The sequence below is a fragment of the Nocardia spongicola genome, assembly GCF_047200775.1.
In the GTDB taxonomy this organism is placed as follows: Bacteria; Actinomycetota; Actinomycetes; order Mycobacteriales; family Mycobacteriaceae; genus Nocardia.
The window spans coordinates 91,982-108,064 of sequence record NZ_JBJZOO010000011.1 but is presented as its reverse complement, the minus strand read 5'-3'; the positions used below and the strand labels follow the sequence as shown (position 1 = coordinate 108,064).

At 65.4% G+C, this 16,083-nt stretch carries 14 protein-coding genes; 6 read left to right on the top strand and 8 right to left on the bottom strand.

The window, feature by feature from the left end:
* Nucleotides 1-11 precede the first annotated feature (11 nt).
* From ACL02S_RS18640 to ACL02S_RS18625, 4 genes are all read right to left on the bottom strand, one after another.
* Complete coding sequence (locus tag ACL02S_RS18640; protein ID WP_412803720.1) at nt 12-848, bottom strand: MspA family porin; 837 nt, start codon at nt 846-848, stop codon at nt 12-14.
* Nucleotides 849-977: 129 nt separating this feature from the next.
* Complete coding sequence (locus tag ACL02S_RS18635) at nt 978-1,664, bottom strand: MspA family porin (protein ID WP_412803719.1); 687 nt, start codon at nt 1,662-1,664, stop codon at nt 978-980.
* A gap of 280 nt (nt 1,665-1,944) precedes the next feature.
* On the bottom strand, nt 1,945-3,189 hold the full coding sequence (locus ACL02S_RS18630; RefSeq protein WP_412803718.1) for a hypothetical protein: 1,245 nt from the start codon (nt 3,187-3,189) through the stop codon (nt 1,945-1,947).
* A gap of 5 nt (nt 3,190-3,194) precedes the next feature.
* Entirely contained in the window at nt 3,195-3,968 is a 774-nt protein-coding gene (locus ACL02S_RS18625; protein WP_412803717.1) for a crotonase/enoyl-CoA hydratase family protein, read from the bottom strand.
* A 52-nt stretch (nt 3,969-4,020) separates the two neighbouring features.
* Here ACL02S_RS18625 and ACL02S_RS18620 point away from each other — a divergent pair, with 52 nt between their 5' ends.
* Nucleotides 4,021-4,671 carry a TetR/AcrR family transcriptional regulator gene (locus ACL02S_RS18620; RefSeq protein ID WP_412803716.1) on the top strand — a complete coding sequence of 217 codons (651 nt, stop codon included), beginning with the start codon at nt 4,021-4,023 and terminating at the stop codon, nt 4,669-4,671.
* Nucleotides 4,658-6,277, top strand: coding sequence for an acyl-CoA dehydrogenase family protein (locus ACL02S_RS18615; RefSeq protein ID WP_412803715.1), 1,620 nt, complete (start codon nt 4,658-4,660; stop codon nt 6,275-6,277). Before ACL02S_RS18620 ends, ACL02S_RS18615 begins: the two co-directional genes overlap by 14 nt.
* Nucleotides 6,278-6,417: 140 nt before the next feature.
* Here the strand turns inward: ACL02S_RS18615 and ACL02S_RS18610 are convergent, their stop codons facing one another.
* On the bottom strand, nt 6,418-7,164 hold the full coding sequence (locus tag ACL02S_RS18610; protein WP_412803714.1) for a DsbA family protein: 747 nt from the start codon (nt 7,162-7,164) through the stop codon (nt 6,418-6,420).
* Nucleotides 7,165-7,507: 343 nt separating this feature from the next.
* Between ACL02S_RS18610 and ACL02S_RS18605 the strand changes: the two genes are divergently transcribed.
* On the top strand, nt 7,508-8,083 hold the full coding sequence (locus ACL02S_RS18605) for a dihydrofolate reductase family protein (protein WP_412803713.1): 576 nt from the start codon (nt 7,508-7,510) through the stop codon (nt 8,081-8,083).
* On the opposite strand, the gene ACL02S_RS18600 is transcribed toward ACL02S_RS18605, so the two are convergent.
* Both ACL02S_RS18600 and pgi read right to left on the bottom strand, forming a co-directional pair.
* Nucleotides 8,038-8,775, bottom strand: coding sequence for a helix-turn-helix domain-containing protein (locus ACL02S_RS18600; protein WP_412803712.1), 738 nt, complete (start codon nt 8,773-8,775; stop codon nt 8,038-8,040). The genes ACL02S_RS18605 and ACL02S_RS18600 overlap by 46 nt on opposite strands.
* Before the next feature lie 116 nt (nt 8,776-8,891).
* Nucleotides 8,892-10,571: a glucose-6-phosphate isomerase gene (gene pgi / locus ACL02S_RS18595; protein ID WP_412803711.1), complete on the bottom strand. Its 1,680-nt coding sequence runs from the start codon at nt 10,569-10,571 to the stop codon at nt 8,892-8,894.
* A 267-nt stretch (nt 10,572-10,838) separates the two neighbouring features.
* On the opposite strand from pgi, the gene ACL02S_RS18590 reads away from it, so the two are divergent.
* A complete protein-coding gene (locus ACL02S_RS18590; RefSeq protein WP_412803710.1) occupies nt 10,839-12,293 on the top strand; it encodes an NAD-dependent succinate-semialdehyde dehydrogenase in 1,455 nt (484 codons plus the stop codon).
* A gap of 47 nt (nt 12,294-12,340) precedes the next feature.
* Here ACL02S_RS18590 and ACL02S_RS18585 read toward each other — a convergent pair whose 3' ends face one another.
* Entirely contained in the window at nt 12,341-12,634 is a 294-nt protein-coding gene (locus ACL02S_RS18585) for a chorismate mutase (protein WP_397250305.1), read from the bottom strand.
* A gap of 391 nt (nt 12,635-13,025) precedes the next feature.
* Here ACL02S_RS18585 and ACL02S_RS18580 point away from each other — a divergent pair, with 391 nt between their 5' ends.
* Together ACL02S_RS18580 and ACL02S_RS18575 are read left to right on the top strand one after the other, a co-directional pair.
* The gene (locus ACL02S_RS18580) at nt 13,026-15,548 is read left to right on the top strand and encodes a UvrD-helicase domain-containing protein (protein WP_412803709.1); all 2,523 of its coding nucleotides are present in this window, start codon (nt 13,026-13,028) and stop codon (nt 15,546-15,548) included.
* A gap of 106 nt (nt 15,549-15,654) precedes the next feature.
* Nucleotides 15,655-16,080 carry a hypothetical protein gene (locus tag ACL02S_RS18575; RefSeq protein ID WP_412803708.1) on the top strand — a complete coding sequence of 142 codons (426 nt, stop codon included), beginning with the start codon at nt 15,655-15,657 and terminating at the stop codon, nt 16,078-16,080.
* Nucleotides 16,081-16,083 lie beyond the last annotated feature (3 nt).

The following is a 16,083-nucleotide window of genomic DNA, read 5'->3' as shown; positions in this document are numbered from 1 at the left end:
TCGGGTGGTGGTCAGAATACGAATTGGTCGCCGTAGCCGGTTGTCTGCGCGCTGCCGTTGACGCTGTCGGCGAGGACGGTGACGAATGGCATGGCCGTGGCCGGTGCGAGGCATCCGCTGATATTCAGCGGGGTGTTGGTGTGCGTGAAGGTGTATGGGAAGCTCGCGTCCCGGTCCAGCACAGACGTGCTGATCACCGCCGCGACCACACTACCTGGGTCCAGACTCATCAGCAGCTGGCCGCCGAGGCCGGATACGACGCCGAATTCGGTCCCCGCGCCGAGAGTGATCCCGCCGATGTTGATTCCGAAGGAAGGCTTGTCCCAGGGCATATGCGGCTTCATCATGTCCCAGGGCATATGGGGTTGCATCATGTCCCAGGGCATATGGGGTTGCATCATGCCCCAGGGCATGTCGTGCTCTTTCTCCTCTTTCTCCGGTATTTCGGGTTCTTCCAGCACCAGGTCGAGACCGAAGTCGGTGCCGAAGCCCGCTTCGACACCGACTTCGGGGATGAGGCCGATCGAGATGCCGTCGGCGACGCTCACGGCGCACCCGATCAGATATCCGGCGACGATCCGCCCGTGCCGCAGCGGTGAGGTTCGGTCGAGTCCGACCGAGTAGTTTCCGGAGAGCTTGACCGAGTGTACGAAGGGGATCCCGGTGGCGGTGTCTCCGCCTGCCGGTGTGACGGTATTGGAATCCACGGACGCGATCAGACGGAGGCCGCCGGAGCGCACTTCCCCTGGCGCGGCGGCGGCCGGTGTGTCGACCGCGGCGATGGCGCCGGTCATGGCCAGTATCACCGCGGTGATCATGGCCAGGGTATGGGAATGTCTGCGGTTCATCGTGCTCCCGTCGGGTTGATCATTGGAACAGAACGTCACAACGGAACTTCGCAAAAGAACTTCTATCGCGGCGATCACCGTGGTCCCGCATGACATTCCGAGGGCAGGAAGTCGCAGGCCGATGCGTCTTCAGAATACGAATTGGTCGCCGTAGCCTGTCGTTTGCACACTGCTGTTGATACCGTCGGCACGGACGGTGACGAATGGCATAGCCGTAGCCGGAGAAAGGCATCCGCTGATATTCAGCGGGGTGTTGTTGTGCGCGAAAGTATAGGGGAATTCTGATTCCGAATCGAGTTCGGCCGCGCCGACTACGACTGCGGTCACATTACCCGGCGCCAGGAACATCGCGAACTGGCCTGCGAGGCCGACCCCCATGAAGACCTGGGGAGAAAAGCCGACGGTGATACTGGGTGGTGCGTCTATTGCCAGATTGAGCGCGACAAAGGGGGCGAATCCGACACCGAAATTGACCTGCGGGACGATACCGATCGTGATGCCGTCGGCGACGTTCACAGCGCACCCGATCAGATATCCGGCGATGATCTGTCCGTGTCGCAGCGGTGAGGTCCCGTCGAAGGTGACCGAGTAGTTTCCGGCGACTTTGACTGTGTGCGCGAAGGGGATCCCGGTGGCGGTGTCTCCGCCTGCCGGTGTGACGGTATTGGAATCCACGGACGCGATCAGATGGAGGCCGCCGGAGCGCACTTCCCCTGGCGCGGCGGCGGCCGGTGTGTCGACCGCGGCGATGGCGCCGGTCATGGCCAGTATCACCGCGGTGATCATGGCCAGGGTATGGGAATGTCTGCGGTTCATCGTGCTCCCGTCGAGTGGATCATCAGAAACTGAACGTCACAACGGAACTTGACAACGGAACTACTGCTATCTCGGCGATTGCCGTGACTTCGTACGGCGGTCCGCGGGCCGAATGCTACCGGTCGTCGCGGCAGGGTTGTGGTATGGCCGCACCCGCGAGTCTGCCGGTGGGGGCGGGGTATCGCGTTGATTCGGTGCCGAACTCATGAGCGCGGCCTCGCTGACGTGATGCGTTCCGGCCGGAACTACGCATACAGTACGGCGGTCGTGCGCGGCGATCTCACCACGCGCGAGCGGGCAGGCCGGTAGCCATCGCCGTGCGCACGGCCAGTTCGCGGAGCGCGGCAGCGGACGCTACCCGTGCTGGATCCGAGCTCACCAGGCTCAGTACGTAGTCGTCTCCGATCCGGCACAGATAGCCTGAAAGCCTGGTGCGTGGCAACTGTGCGGCGGAAAGGCCGGGATGGATGGCGCGGGCGGCGATACCGGTGCAGCGGTGTGGACCGAGAGTACGCACCGAGGCGGGCAGCGTTCCGATATTGGAACACAGAATATCCCGTTCGCCCGCCCCCTTGGACAGGGCGTACGCCCAGCGGTCCGGGATCAGCTGGAGCAGTTCTTCGGGCATACCACCCGGCGCGGATATGCGGCGCGCGTAGGCCGAGCGGGCAAGGGCGCGGATCGATGCGGGCGTGTCGGCCCTGCTGATCGCGAGCTGTGTCATGGCGATGTCGTTATCGATCCTCGGTTCTTCGCGGGTGTCGATCGGTAGGCTCGCCTCGATGGTCTCGCCGGGGAACCCGCTGTGCCACAGTACGGTTGCGACGAGCTGGATGAACAAGCTGTTGACGGTGCCGCGGTGTCGCGCGGCAGCGCGCTCCCACTCCGGAGCGCAACATTGCAGGATCGCGCTGTGTGTCGGTGCCGAGCCGGTGGCCGTCGGCTCTTGTGCGCGGGACGCTGCGGCCGGCAGCGAGGGTATCCCCTGTCGCAGCGCCGCGGCGGTACCGCGCAGCACGGTCATCCACTGGCGTCGTGCGTCGGACCAATCCGATTCTCGCGCAGTGTGGTTCGGCCGTTTCCCCGCTGTACCGGATAGTGCGTCGTCCACTGCGAGGATCAGCGCGCGGCCATCGGCCAGCGCATGGGAGCAGGTGAGTGAAATGACCGAACCGCCGTCGTCGAGCATCGCGGTCGAAAGCCGCCATCCGGGGCCGTATTCCGGATCGAGTGCCTCGCCCTGGGTATCGGCCCAGTCGAGTAGCTCGGCGACTGGCAGGACACTCGTGGCGTGGGCGACAGGGTACGCGCGGATGTTCGGTTGCCAGGCTCGTCGCGCCCCGGGTACGCGTGGCGGTACTACCCTGCGTCCAAGGGGGCCGCGACGCAGAGCATCGTGCACCCGGGTCAGCAGCGCTGGGTCGACTCGGTCGGTTGTCCGCCACAGGCCCTGCAGTGCGATCGGGGTGCCGAGCCCACGGTGGGTGCGCAGAAAGATCTCGTCGAGGACATTCAGGCGGGCCATCGGGTTCAGGCGCGTTCGCCGTGCCTGCCCGCACCTGCCGTGAAGCGCGCCGCGCCTGCCAGCGCACCGTCGGCCAGTGCCGTCAGACCGTGTCGCAACTCGTTGCGCAGCGCGGACTCCTCGCTCATCCCATCCTGTTCCAATAGCGACATCCGGTCCGAGCGCAGGCAGGTCTGTGGCAGCGCGGCCAGTTCCGCGGCGAGTTCCTCCGCGGCCGCGCGGGCCTCGCCGGTAGGCACAACGCGATTGACCAACCCCATCTGCAACGCTTCATCGGCGCCGACCGCGCGCCCGGTGAGCACCAGGTCCATCGCGCGGCCGGTACCGACGATACGCGGTAGCCGGATGGTGCCGCCGTCGATCAGCGGGACGCCCCAGCGGCGGCAGAACACTCCGAAGGTGCTGTCGTGCTCGGCCACCCGCAGGTCGCACCATAGTGCGAGTTCGAGTCCGCCTGCCACCGCGAAGCCGGAGACCGCGGCGATCACCGGTTTGGACAGCCGCATCCGAGTCGGTCCCATCGGCCCGTCGCCATCCTCGGTGACCTGGTTGGCGTGCTCGGTGCCGAGCGCTTTCAAGTCGGCACCCGCGCAGAACGTGCCACCATCGCCCCATAAGACGGCGACCGCCGCATCGGGGTCGGCATCGAAGGCGCGGAAGGCATCGGCCAGCGCGGCGGCGGTCGGCCCGTCGACAGCGTTGCGTGCTTCGGGGCGGTGCAGGATCACAGTGGTCACCGGACCATTGCGCTCGATCAATACGCTCACCTGCTCGACCATACGACGAGTGATGCCCTTGTGTGAAGAAATGAATTTATGATTCACTTCTTGTGTGGCTTACCGCAGAACCGCCGCTGTGCAGGCCCGTCTGGACGCACAGGCGGAGCTGATCGTGCAGGCTGCGACCGCAGTGCTTTCTCGGGGCGGGTACGCCGCGCTTTCCATGGCCGCGGTCGCGGCCGAGGCCGGTGTGGCCACAGGGACCGTCTACAAGAACTTCGAGGGCAAGGCCGATCTGGTACGCGCGGTCTTCCGGACGGTGGTTGCCCGTGAGGTCGCCGCGGTCGCGGCGGCCGGTGCGAACGGAACGGTGCTCGAACGGGTGACCGCGGCGGTGGAGACCTTCGCGAGTCGTGCGCTGAAGAATCCGAACCTGGCCTATGTGCTGCTCGCCGAACCTGTCGACGCCGCTGTCGACAGTGAACGGCTACACTTCCGGCGCGCATTCGCCGAGAAGTTCGAAATAGCTGTGGCGGAGGGGGTTTCGCGGGGTGAACTACCGCCACAGGAACCGAGGATCAGCGCCGCAGCCTTGGTCGGCGCGATCGGCGAGGTGCTGGTCGGCCCGCTCGCCGAAGCCCTGCACGGGGACTGTGTCGTCCCTCAGCTCATCGCTTTCTCGATACGCGCGCTAGGTGTGCGTGACGACCCGGGTGCCGACCGTGCTCGGCTGGAATCAGGAGTGTCAGATGCAGACGCATGAAGTCTTCAACCAGGTGCCGGGCATCGTGCCTTTCGATGCGGCGCGCCATCCGTCGCTGATCGAGGGTCTGCACCGGGAAGGCGCCGGCTGGGCCGAACCCGAGGTGCGGGAACTCGGCGCGCTCGCAGGCGGTGCCGAGGCGCAGGAATGGGGCAGGCTGGCCAACGAGTACCCACCGGTGCTGCGCACCCATGATCGCTATGGCCACCGTATCGACGAGGTCGAGTTCCATCCGCATTGGCACGATCTGATGCGCGTCGCGGTCGAGTACGGTCTGCACGGCTCACCATGGCTGGACGAGCGCCGGGGTGCGCATGTGGCGCGCGCGGCGAAGTTCTATACCTGGGGTGCGGCCGAGGCGGGGCATATGTGCCCGATCTCGATGACGTACGCGGTGGTGCCCGCGTTGCGGCACAATCGCGAGCTGGCGGCGAAGTACGAACCACTACTCGGCTCCCGCAGCTATGAATTCGGCCTACGCGAGCCGTCCACCAAGGCCGGGCTCATCGCGGGCATGTCGATGACCGAGAAGCAGGGTGGCTCGGATGTCCGCGCCAACACCACCACCGCGACACCGCAGCCGGACGGTTCGTACCGGATCGTCGGGCACAAGTGGTTCACTTCCGCCCCCATGTCGGATATGTTCCTCACGCTGGCCCAGGCGCCGGGCGGGCTGTCCTGTTTCCTGTTGCCACGGGTGTTACCGGACGACACGCGCAATCCGATCCGGATCCAACGCCTCAAAGAGAAGCTGGGCAACAAGTCCAATGCCTCTTCGGAGATCGAGTACGAGAACGCCATCGGCTGGTTGGTCGGCGCGGAAGGCGCCGGGGTCAAGACCATTATCGAAATGGTGAATATGACCAGGCTGGACTGTGTGATCGGCTCGGCAACCGGTATGCGGTCGAGCACGGTCTACGCGGTGCACCACGCCAGGCATCGGGAAGCCTTCGGCGCCAAGCTGATCGATCAGCCCGCTATGCGCAATGTGCTGGCCGATCTGGTGATCGAATCCGAGGCGGCGACCACGGTGATGATGCGCCTTGCCGGGGCCACCGACCGGGCGACCTCGGACCCAGCCGAGGCGGCACTGCGGCGCATTGCCTTGGCGGTCACCAAGTACTGGGTGTGCAAACGGGCGCCCGCGCATGCGGCCGAGGCGCTGGAATGCCTCGGCGGTAACGGGTATGCCGAGGAATCGGGTATGCCCCGGCTGTATCGGGAGGCGCCGCTGATGTCCATCTGGGAGGGGTCTGGCAATGTCGCGGCACTGGATGCGTTGCGTGCTATGGGGCGCCAGCCGGAGACCGTCGAGGCGTACTTCAATGAGGTGACTCTGGCGAAGGGCGCGAATCCCCGGCTCGACGACGCGATCGCGAGGGTCGGCAAGGAACTGTCGGATCTCGCCGATATCGAATACCGCGCACGGCGCGTTGTCGAGCTGATGGCGCTGGTGCTGCAGGGTGCGCAGCTGGTGCGCCACGGCCACGCCGCCGTCGCCGACGCCTTCTGTGCCACTCGGCTCGGCGACGACTGGGGTATCGCGTTCGGCACCCTGCCGACCGGGGTCGACACCGGCGCCGTCATCGAGCGCGCCTTCGTCTGATATCTGCCGTCCGCCGCCTGTTACCTCTGACGGATGATCCACCCGTGGGAGGTAACAGGGGCTTCGGCGTCGAGGCGAGCGAAATCCGGGCAACCAAGCCGTCATCGAGGTGGCGTGCCCTGCGCTGTGGGACGGTTGGTTCAGCGCGCGGCCGCGATGACGGCGGCGAGGCCGTTGCGGCCCATCAGGGCGGCGGTGTCGGTTACCCGCTCACCGTTCACGGTTACGGTCGGGGTGGAGTGCACGCCGCTGTTCAGTACCTCGTCGGTCTTCGTGCGCAGATAGGCGTCGTACCGGCGTTCGGTGATGCATTCGGCCACTGCGGGATCGGTGTAGCCCGCGGATTCGGCGATATCGATCAGTGCGCTGTCGGGCAGGCCACTGCCGCCCTCGCTCGGCTGGAGGGTGAACATATCCGAGAGCCAGGTCTGGTAATTGTCCACGCCGGAGTTCGCGACGCAGAACGACGCGTTACCGGCGCGGGAGGAGTACTCGGTGGTGCTCATGCGGTCGAGGAAGGTGATGACGCTGTACTCCACTGCGGCGGTGTCGTTGTCGACGGATTCCTCCAGCACCTCGCCGTTGGCCTGCTCGAAGGCTTTGCAGGCGGGGCATTGCAGGTCCATGACCACGCGGACGGTGACTTGCGCGTCCGGTGAGCCGACCAGGACCGAGCCGTCGGCCGAGACGTTCGCGGGGATGGAGCTATTGTTGGCCACTGTCGCGACACCGGGGATCTTATCGGCCACCGCGGGGCGGGCCAACAATCCGATGCCCGCTGCTGCGGCGACCACGAGCAGCACCAGAAACGGAGTCAGGATGACGAACAGTCGTCTGTTCGGGGCCTGATGCGGGGATGGCTGCTGGTAGCTCGGATAGTTGCTCAAATCAGATGCTTTCCGCTCGTCCGATAGTTCGTGCCAGCCTAGTGCGCGCTTCGCGACCAGCGCGACCGCGCACAGCTGTGGCCATCGAACAGCGCCTGGGTGGGTTCGCCCACCGGAAGGCGGCTCGGATATGAAACTTCTCGCTAACGGTAGTTCCGTTGTCGGGCGCGGCGATGCGTGATTGCGGTGTCGGACAGCGCCGGAGTCGCACGCCTGGTCGTAGTCGATGTGCCCGGCGTTTCGTGTCCCGGCCGACTGTGTCGGTTTCGTCCAAGACACCGGCGGCGGCGGTTTCTAGGCTGATCACCGGCACGCTCGAGTGCTTGACAACTAGGAGGAACTGATGACACGCGAACTCGTCTACACCGGCTTCATGTCGCTGGACGGCGTCGTGGACTCGCCGGGCGGCAAGGTCGAGGGGCATCGCAGCGGTGGCTGGGTGATGGACACCGAGTTCGTGCCCGAGGCGTACTCGCTCAAGAGCGAGGAACTCGCCGATACCTCCGCGTTGATGTTCGGCCGCCGCAGCTACGAGGCGTTCGCCCCGATCTGGCGCGATTCCGTGGATCACGCCGCGTACAAGGACCTGCCCAAATACGTCGTCTCCGCGAGCTTGGCCGACGATGCGCTGATCGACGGGTGGGGGCCGATCACGATCCTGCGCTCGGCGGACGACATCGCGGAGCTCAAGCAGACCGAAGGCGGCGCGATCTACATCCACGGCAGTGCCGAATTGGCCAGGTGCCTGTCGGATGCCGATCTGATCGACCGCTACAACCTGCTCGTCTTCCCGGTACTGCTCGGTGCGGGTAAGAGCCTGTTCAGCCGCGCGGACCGCGATAAGCAGACATTGCGCGTACGGGATTCGGCGACCTACTCCAACGGCGTGACCAAACTCGTATATGACGTGGTGCGCTGATCGAGATCGAGCGCAATCGCGTCATCGGTCCGGGTCCGCAGTTGCTGAGCTGTCCGCCCGACATACCGGCGCAGCGCGCGGGCGAGATGCGGCTCGTCGTAATACCCGAGCTTGTCGACGACATCGCCGGGCGTATCACCCGAGCTCAGCAGGCGGGCGGCGGTGCGGGCGCGCCTGATCTGCCGGACGGCGCCCTGCGTGAGTCCCGTCGCCGCCCGGAAACGGCGCTCTAACGTCCGCTCGGTCACCTCCGGCGGCATCCCCTGTAGCGCCGCCGCGACTAAAGGGTCGCGGACCACGACTCCATCCCGGACGAGCCGGTCGACGAGCGCCTCGGCATCCTCGGGCCGAGGTATCTCCCGATGGGCGCCGTCGAGCCAGAAGGTCCGGCTGGTCACATCGGGCAGCACGATCCCGCCGTCCACCACGGTCGACGGGGCTGTCGCCCGCAGGGCGGTCCCGACCGCGAAATGGATACCGACGAAACTCGCGCTCTCGGGCACCGGCGCGGTGCCGGTGCGGCTCTCCGGGCCGGTGATCGCCGCATACCGGCGCCCTGCCTGTTCCCAGAACACCAGTCCCCACGTCTCGGAGGCGACCGAGGTCATCTCCGAGACGTACTCGCTGCGGCAGGTCCACACGGATTCGACCCACGGCGAATCGGACTCACGCGTTCCGAACAGTAATCCCACCCTCGAAATCCTAGACAGAACCGCGTTTACCGGAGGATGGTCGCGAACTCGGGCATCATGGCCTCACCAGGTCTGTCCAGAGCGATCCAGCAGCTGCGGACACAGGCGGGCCGAGGTCAACGATGGGCGCGGTACCAGCGGATCAGCGCATCGGTTGACGAATCGTCCTGCGCATCGGGCTCTTCCTCGGCGGTGAGCAGCGGGGCGAGGGCAAGCGCCTGCTGCTTGCCGAGCTCAACCCCCCACTGGTCGAAACTGTCGATGCCCCAGATGGTTCCTTCGACGAAGACCTGATGTTCGTAGAGGGCGATGAGCTGGCCGAGCACCGACGGGGTGAGCTGTGGCGCCAGGATGGTGGTGGACGGACGGTTGCCCGGCATCACCTTGTGCGGTACCAGCGCGTGATCGGAGTTCTCCGTGGCGTCAGCGTGCATTTCGGCGCTGATCTCCTCGGCGGTTTTACCGAAGGCGAGCACTTTGGTCTGCGCGAACAGATTGCTCATCAGGATGTCGTGCATGCTGCCGGTGCCATCGCTGGTCGGCAGATCATCGGTGGGGCGGGCGAATCCGATGAAATCGGCGGGAACCAACCGCGTTCCCTGGTGCAGCAGCTGGTAGAAGGCGTGCTGGCCGTTGGTGCCTGGCTCGCCCCAGAAGATCTCGCCGGTGGAAGTGGTGACCGGCGTGCCATCCGCGCGTACCGACTTGCCGTTGGACTCCATGGTCAGTTGTTGCAGGTATGCCGGGAAACGGGCCAGATCGTTCGAATACGGCAGCACCGCACGTGATTGCGCGTCGAAGAAATTCGAGTACCAGACGCCGAGCAGGCCGAGCAGCACCGGCGCGTTCTGCTCCAGTGGAGCGGTGGCGAAATGCCGGTCCACGGCGTGCATTCCGGCGAGGAACTCCGCGAATCGCTCCTTACCGATGGTAACCATCACCGAAAGCCCGATCGCCGAGTCCACCGAGTAGCGGCCGCCGACCCAGTCCCAGAAACCGAACATATTGTCGGTGTCGATACCGAATTGCGCTACCCGCTCGGTATTGGTGGAGACCGCGACGAAGTGCTTGGCGACGGCGTCCGCGCCGAGCGCGTCGACCAGCCAGCGCCGGGCCGCGGTCGCGTTGGTCAGCGTCTCCAGCGTGGAGAAGGTCTTGGAGGCCACGATGAACAACGTGGTAGCCGGATCGAGCCCGGTCAGCTTCGCGACCAGGTCCGCGGGATCGACGTTCGAGACGAACCGCGCGTCGATGGCCGCGGCGTCTGTTCCCGCCGCACCTCCCGCATAGTGCCGCAGTGCCTGATGCACCATCGCCGGTCCGAGGTCCGATCCACCGATGCCGATATTGACCACTGTCGTGATCCGCTCGCCGGTCGCGCCGCGCCACTGCCCGGAGCGCAGTGCGTCGGCGAACGCACCCATCCGCTCGAGCACCGCGTGTACCTCGGCGCCCGCGTCGACCCCGTCGATGCTCATCGACTCACTCTTGGGCAGCCGCAACGCGATATGGCCGACCGCGCGGTCCTCCGAGGTGTTGATGTGCTCGCCGCGGTACATCGCGTCCCGGCGTCCCGGCACATCGGCCTCGCGCGCCAATTCCACGAGCAGGTGCAGGGTTTCCCTGGTCACCCGATGCTTGCTGTAATCGATGCGCAGGTCTGCCACCTGGACGGTCAGTTCGCTGCCCCGGTTCGGATCGTCGGCGAAGAACTCTCTGAGGTGTCGCCCGGCGATAGCGCTGTGATGCTCGCGTAGTTTCCGCCATGCCGCCGTCGCGGTGATATCGCTGCTCACGTTCGCCGAGAGTACAAGCAGGCGCGGCGTGGTGCACGGGAACATCTGTGGCGCGTCGGGTGTCTCGGTATCGTCACCGAATCGAAATTCGACTGTGCCGCATCGGGAATTACCGATCACATCCCAGGTGATGCCGCACTTCTCACGGTCTCCCTTTCGCGTTGTCCCGGCAGGCGCGGTGCGGCAGCAGTGCCTTCGGTTGCTCCGCGTCTGGTGTGTCGGCCATGTGTTCGGGATGTGCGTTACCGCACGACTTAGGCTGGCCGCATGGTGTCCGAACGCGAAGTTATCGAAGCCGTACCGAAGCGACTGTGGATCGGCGGCCCCGTCGATGCCACCGGCGGGGGTACGTTCCCGGTGCACAATCCGGCGACAGGGGAGGTGCTGACACACGTCGCGGACGCGACGCCGGACGACGCGATGCGCGCGCTCGACGCCGCTGTCGCAGTACAAGCGGAATGGGCGGCTACGCCTGCGCGAGCACGGGGGGAGATCCTGCGGAAGGTGTTCGAGCAGATCACTGCTCGCGCGGAGGAATTCGCGCTGTTGATGACGCTGGAGATGGGCAAGGCGCTGCCGGAGAGCCGCAATGAGGTGCGCTACGGCGCCGAGTTCTTCCGGTGGTTCAGCGAGGAGGCCGTGCGGGTGCACGGACGCTACCTACAGGCGCCGTCCGGCACGGGTCGGATCATGGTGCACAAGCAACCGGTCGGCCCCTGCCTTGCGATCACGCCGTGGAACTTCCCGCTGGCGATGGGCACGCGCAAAATCGGCCCCGCGCTGGCCGCGGGCTGCACGATGATCGTCAAGCCCGCTTCCGCTACGCCACTGACCATGTTGCTGCTGGCCGAGCTGTGCAGTGCGGCCGGCCTCCCCGATGGTGTGCTTTCGGTGCTCACCTCCAGCCGGTCCAGCGCGGTGACCCAACCGCTGCTCGACGATGCCCGGCTGCGCAAGCTGACGTTCACCGGTTCCACCGAGGTCGGCAAGACGTTGGTGGAGAAGTCCGCGCATCGGTTGCTGCGTACCTCGATGGAACTCGGCGGAAACGCGCCGTTCGTGGTGTTCGACGACGCTGATGTGGACGCGGCGGTGCAGGGTGCGATGGCGGCGAAGCTGCGCAATGGCGGCGAGGCGTGCACCGCGGCCAATCGCTTCCACGTGCAGAACGGTGTCCGCGAGGAATTCACTGCCAAACTGGTCGAGGCGATGACACATGGTGCCCGGCTCGGGCCGGGGACCGATCCGGACACGACGCTCGGTCCACTGATCAACGAGGACCAGCTGCAGACCGTCGGGGAATTGGTCGACGACGCCGTCGCGGCAGGCGCCACGGTGCTGCTCGGCGGTAAGGCGCAGCCGGGACCAGGCTGGTTCTACCCGGCCACCATCCTCGGTGACGTTCCGTCACAGGCCAGGATTCTGCGTGAGGAGGTATTCGGCCCGGTGGCGCCGATCATCGGTTTCGAGACCGAGCAAGAGGGACTCGATGCCGCGAACGATACCGAATTCGGCCTGGTCAGCTACGTCTACACGCGCGATCTCGACCGCGCCCTCCGGATTGCGGAAGGGCTGGAATCGGGCATGGTCGGCGTCAACCGCGGAGTTATCTCCGACCCAGCGGCTCCCTTCGGTGGTGTCAAACAGTCCGGCTTCGGCCGTGAGGGTGGAACCGAGGGGATCGAGGAATACTTGTCGACCAAGTACATCGCTCTCACCTGAACGAGCTGCCCGGATGCCCGCGGGCATCCGGGCAGCTCGGGGGATGATCAGTGGCCGAGGCGGCCGCGGCCGAGGCGCAGCAGCAGCATGGCGAGGGTGTGGCCCTCCTGCCCGAGTTCGCTGAACCGCTCGAGCACTTTCATTTCGCGGCTGTGCACCAGGCGGGGCCCGCCCGACGCCATCCGGGTCCGGCCGATGATCCTGGAGATCTCTGTCCGGCGTTTGATCGCGGCCAGGATCTCCGCATCGAGCTGGTCGATTTCCTTGCGGAGTTTGTCGATCTCGGCCTCGGTCTGCGGCAACGCGGAATCGGACCCGGTCGTCGTGGCAGGGGTGCTCATCATTAATCTCCTCGCGTCAGAACATCGATCGGGCCCGTGCGCTCGGCCCCGGTACCGACCGGTTCTTTCACCGTGAAACAGACCTGGAGGGGCCTCGTATCGTCCCCCCAGAAAAGGTGCTCAGGTACCGGCCCCGCGATAGCGGCATCTGTCCTGGCGCAGGCGCGGGGGTATCGCTGGAGCGCTGAGCATGCCGTTAGTCTGCCATGGGCCGGAAAGTATGCAAAACGATTGCATTTGTAAATACTATGTCGTCCCACTCGACTCCCCACCCGCGGGAGTTCATCCGCTGTTGGAGTGCCCGGTACCGAACCGATATCACCGTGATCAGGGTTTGACCATGATCAAGGACTTCAACAATGTCGGTGCCCGCCGGTAGCGTGGGTGGACGATGGACATCACGGTGGTTCCCGATACGAAGGCCGATCAGGTCCTGCGGCCTGCTCCGGCAGCGAAATCGCAGGCCGTCGGCGGAGAAGCCGTGCAGCGGCATGCCGCTGCACCGGAGGCGGATGCCGAGCGATTGCTCACCGGTCTGAACCCGCAGCAGCGCGCGGCAGTCGTGCATACGGGATCGCCTCTGCTGATCGTGGCAGGCGCCGGATCAGGGAAGACCGCCGTGCTCACTCGCCGCATCGCCTACCTGCTCGCCGCCCGCGGGGTGACTCCTGGCCAAGTGCTCGCCATCACCTTCACCAATAAAGCCGCCGCGGAGATGTGGGAACGGGTGACCGGACTCGTCGGCCCGCGCGGGGGCGCTATGTGGGTGTCCACCTTCCACTCCAGCTGTGTCCGGATACTGCGGACGCAGGCCGCGCTGCTGCCGGGACGCAATTCGAATTTCACGATCTACGATGCCGACGATTCGCGGCGCCTGCTCACCATGATCAGCCGCGATCTGGGCATCGACACCAAGAAGTATTCGGCGCGCTTGTTGGCGACCGCGATCTCGAATCTGAAGAACGAACTCATCGATCCGGCCGGAGCCGTGGCGGACGCCGAAGCGGACGATGCCGAACTACCCGGCCTGGTTGCCAAGGTCTATACCGAGTATCAGCACCGGTTGCGCACGGCGAACGCGATGGACTTCGACGATCTGATCGGCGAGACGGTGGCGCTGCTGCGTAACCACCCGCAGGTCGCCGAGTACTATCGGCGCCGTTTCCGGCATGTGCTGGTGGATGAGTACCAGGACACCAACCACGCACAGTACGTTTTGGTGCGCGAGCTGGTCGGTCATCACCTGGACGACGCGGGTGCCGAGGGGCGGGTGCCGCCGAGCGAACTGTGTGTGGTCGGCGACGCGGATCAGTCCATCTACGCTTTCCGCGGTGCCACTATTCGTAATATCGAAGAGTTCGAGCGCGATTTTCCCGAGGCGGAGACCATTCTGCTGGAGCAGAACTATCGTTCCACCCAGCACATCCTCACCGCCGCCAACGCGGTGATCTCGCGCAACGAGAACCGGCGCGAGAAGAAGCTCTGGACGGATTCGGGCGCGGGTGACCTGATTACCGGTTACGTCGCCGACAATGAGCACGATGAGGCGTCGTTCGTGGCGCGCGAGATCGATCGACTTGTCGATCAGGGCGAGGTCGGTTACCGCGATGTCGCGGTGTTCTATCGCACCAACAACAACTCCAGGGCGCTGGAAGAGATCTTCATCCGGATGGGCTTGCCCTACAAGGTGGTCGGTGGGGTCCGCTTCTACGAGCGCAAAGAGGTCCGCGACATCGTCGCCTACCTGCGAGTACTGGAGAACTCCGACGATGCGGTGAGCTTGCGCCGAATCCTGAATACACCGCGTCGCGGAATCGGCGATCGGGCCGAAGCGTGCGTCGCGGTACACGCCGAACAGCAGGGCATCGGTTTCGCCGCCGCATTGCGGGCTGCTGCCGAGGGCAAAGTGGCGCTGCTGAACACCCGCGCGCAGCGGGCCATCGCGGGCTTCCTCGACCTGCTCGATGAGATCCGGGCGGCAGGGGAACGCCAGGAGGGGGATTTCCCGGATGTGGGCAACATTGTCGACGCGGTGCTGGAGCGTACCGGCTACCGTGCCGAGCTGGCGGCATCCGATGATCCGCAGGATGGCGCCCGGCTGGACAACCTCAACGAATTGGTCAGTGTTGCCAGAGAATTCAGTTCCGAGGCGTACAACAACATAGCGGCGGCTCGGGACGAAGGCTTGCTGCCGGAGACAGGCGAAGGGGAGCCGGAGCCCGGTTCGCTCGCCGCATTCCTCGAACGAGTCTCGTTGGTGGCCGATACCGACCAGATCCCGGATGAAGGCTCCGGCGTCGTCACGATGATGACGCTGCACACAGCCAAAGGCCTCGAGTTCCCGGTGGTGTTCGTCACCGGTTGGGAGGATGGGCAGTTCCCGCATATGCGGGCACTGGGTGATCCGGCCGAATTGGCCGAGGAACGCCGCCTCGCCTATGTCGGCATCACCAGAGCACGGCGGCGGCTGTATGTCACGCGTGCGATGGTGCGTTCCGGTTGGGGGCAGCCGGTTTCCAATCCGGAATCACGTTTCTTGCAGGAGATTCCGGGACATCTCATCGACTGGCGACGACTGGAGCCGGTCGAGCAGATCGCAACCGGGGGGAGCCGCCGCCGCGGTGGTGATCATGATGGGTTGGCGCGGGATTGGACGCGGGGTGACGGTTGGCCCTCGACACGCCCCGGCCTGCGTGATGGTGGGTCGCGTAGGCCGACGTCCGCCGGGGCGACCCGCAACAATACGAATGTGGTGTTCGCCGTGGGCGATCGGGTCAGTGACGACAAATACGGTCTCGGTCGCGTGATCGCCGCCGAGGGTTTCGGACCGCTGGCCACTGTGACCATCGACTTCGGTACCGCGGGTAAGATCCGGCTGATCCCGCAGTACAGCCGAACCCTGGTCAAGCTCTGAGCGCGTCGGCTACCGCGAGGACCAGTCGGCCGGTATCACAGAGTCTTTCGGCCCTGGTGCCTTTCGGCCCTGATCATGGTCGTGCCACATCGGTAGGGTCCGTGGTATGAACACGGTCGCGCAACACGTCGTATGGTTTCTTCCCCTGCTATGGCTCGGTATGGTGCTGGCCATCTCCTTCGTGGAAGCGCCGCTGAAGTTTCGCGCGCCAGGGATCACCGTGCCGCTCGGTCTCGGTATCGGCCGCTTGGTGTTCCGGGCGTTGAACAGCATCGAGGCTGTGCTCGCCGTATTGCTGGTGCTCGCGGCATCGATCGTGATACCGGATACGGCAGTCTGGCTGTGGCTCGGCGCAGCGGTGATGCTGCTCGCTGTGCAGATTCTGGTGGTGCGTCCGCCCTTGACCCGCCGATCGGACCGGGTCCTTGCTGGTGAGGACCTGCCGCGCTCACACGCCCACTACTGGTACATCGGTTTGGAAGTCGTCAAGGTCGTCGCGCTATTAGGCCTTGCTATCGCCGCGGCACCGTAGGGG

Excerpts from the sequence above, each read along its gene's own strand:
- ACL02S_RS18630 (WP_412803718.1), bottom strand. The coding sequence starts at position 3,189 with ATGGCCCGCCTGAATGTCCTCGACGAGATCTTTCTGCGCACCCACCGT.
- ACL02S_RS18640 (WP_412803720.1), bottom strand. The coding sequence starts at position 848 with ATGAACCGCAGACATTCCCATACCCTGGCCATGATCACCGCGGTGATA.
- ACL02S_RS18575 (WP_412803708.1), top strand. The coding sequence starts at position 15,655 with ATGAACACGGTCGCGCAACACGTCGTATGGTTTCTTCCCCTGCTATGG.
- ACL02S_RS18580 (WP_412803709.1), top strand. The coding sequence starts at position 13,026 with ATGGACATCACGGTGGTTCCCGATACGAAGGCCGATCAGGTCCTGCGG.
- ACL02S_RS18605 (WP_412803713.1), top strand. The coding sequence starts at position 7,508 with ATGACACGCGAACTCGTCTACACCGGCTTCATGTCGCTGGACGGCGTC.
- ACL02S_RS18585 (WP_397250305.1), bottom strand. The coding sequence starts at position 12,634 with ATGAGCACCCCTGCCACGACGACCGGGTCCGATTCCGCGTTGCCGCAG.
- ACL02S_RS18590 (WP_412803710.1), top strand. The coding sequence starts at position 10,839 with ATGGTGTCCGAACGCGAAGTTATCGAAGCCGTACCGAAGCGACTGTGG.
- ACL02S_RS18635 (WP_412803719.1), bottom strand. The coding sequence starts at position 1,664 with ATGAACCGCAGACATTCCCATACCCTGGCCATGATCACCGCGGTGATA.
- ACL02S_RS18615 (WP_412803715.1), top strand. The coding sequence starts at position 4,658 with ATGCAGACGCATGAAGTCTTCAACCAGGTGCCGGGCATCGTGCCTTTC.
- ACL02S_RS18625 (WP_412803717.1), bottom strand. The coding sequence starts at position 3,968 with ATGGTCGAGCAGGTGAGCGTATTGATCGAGCGCAATGGTCCGGTGACC.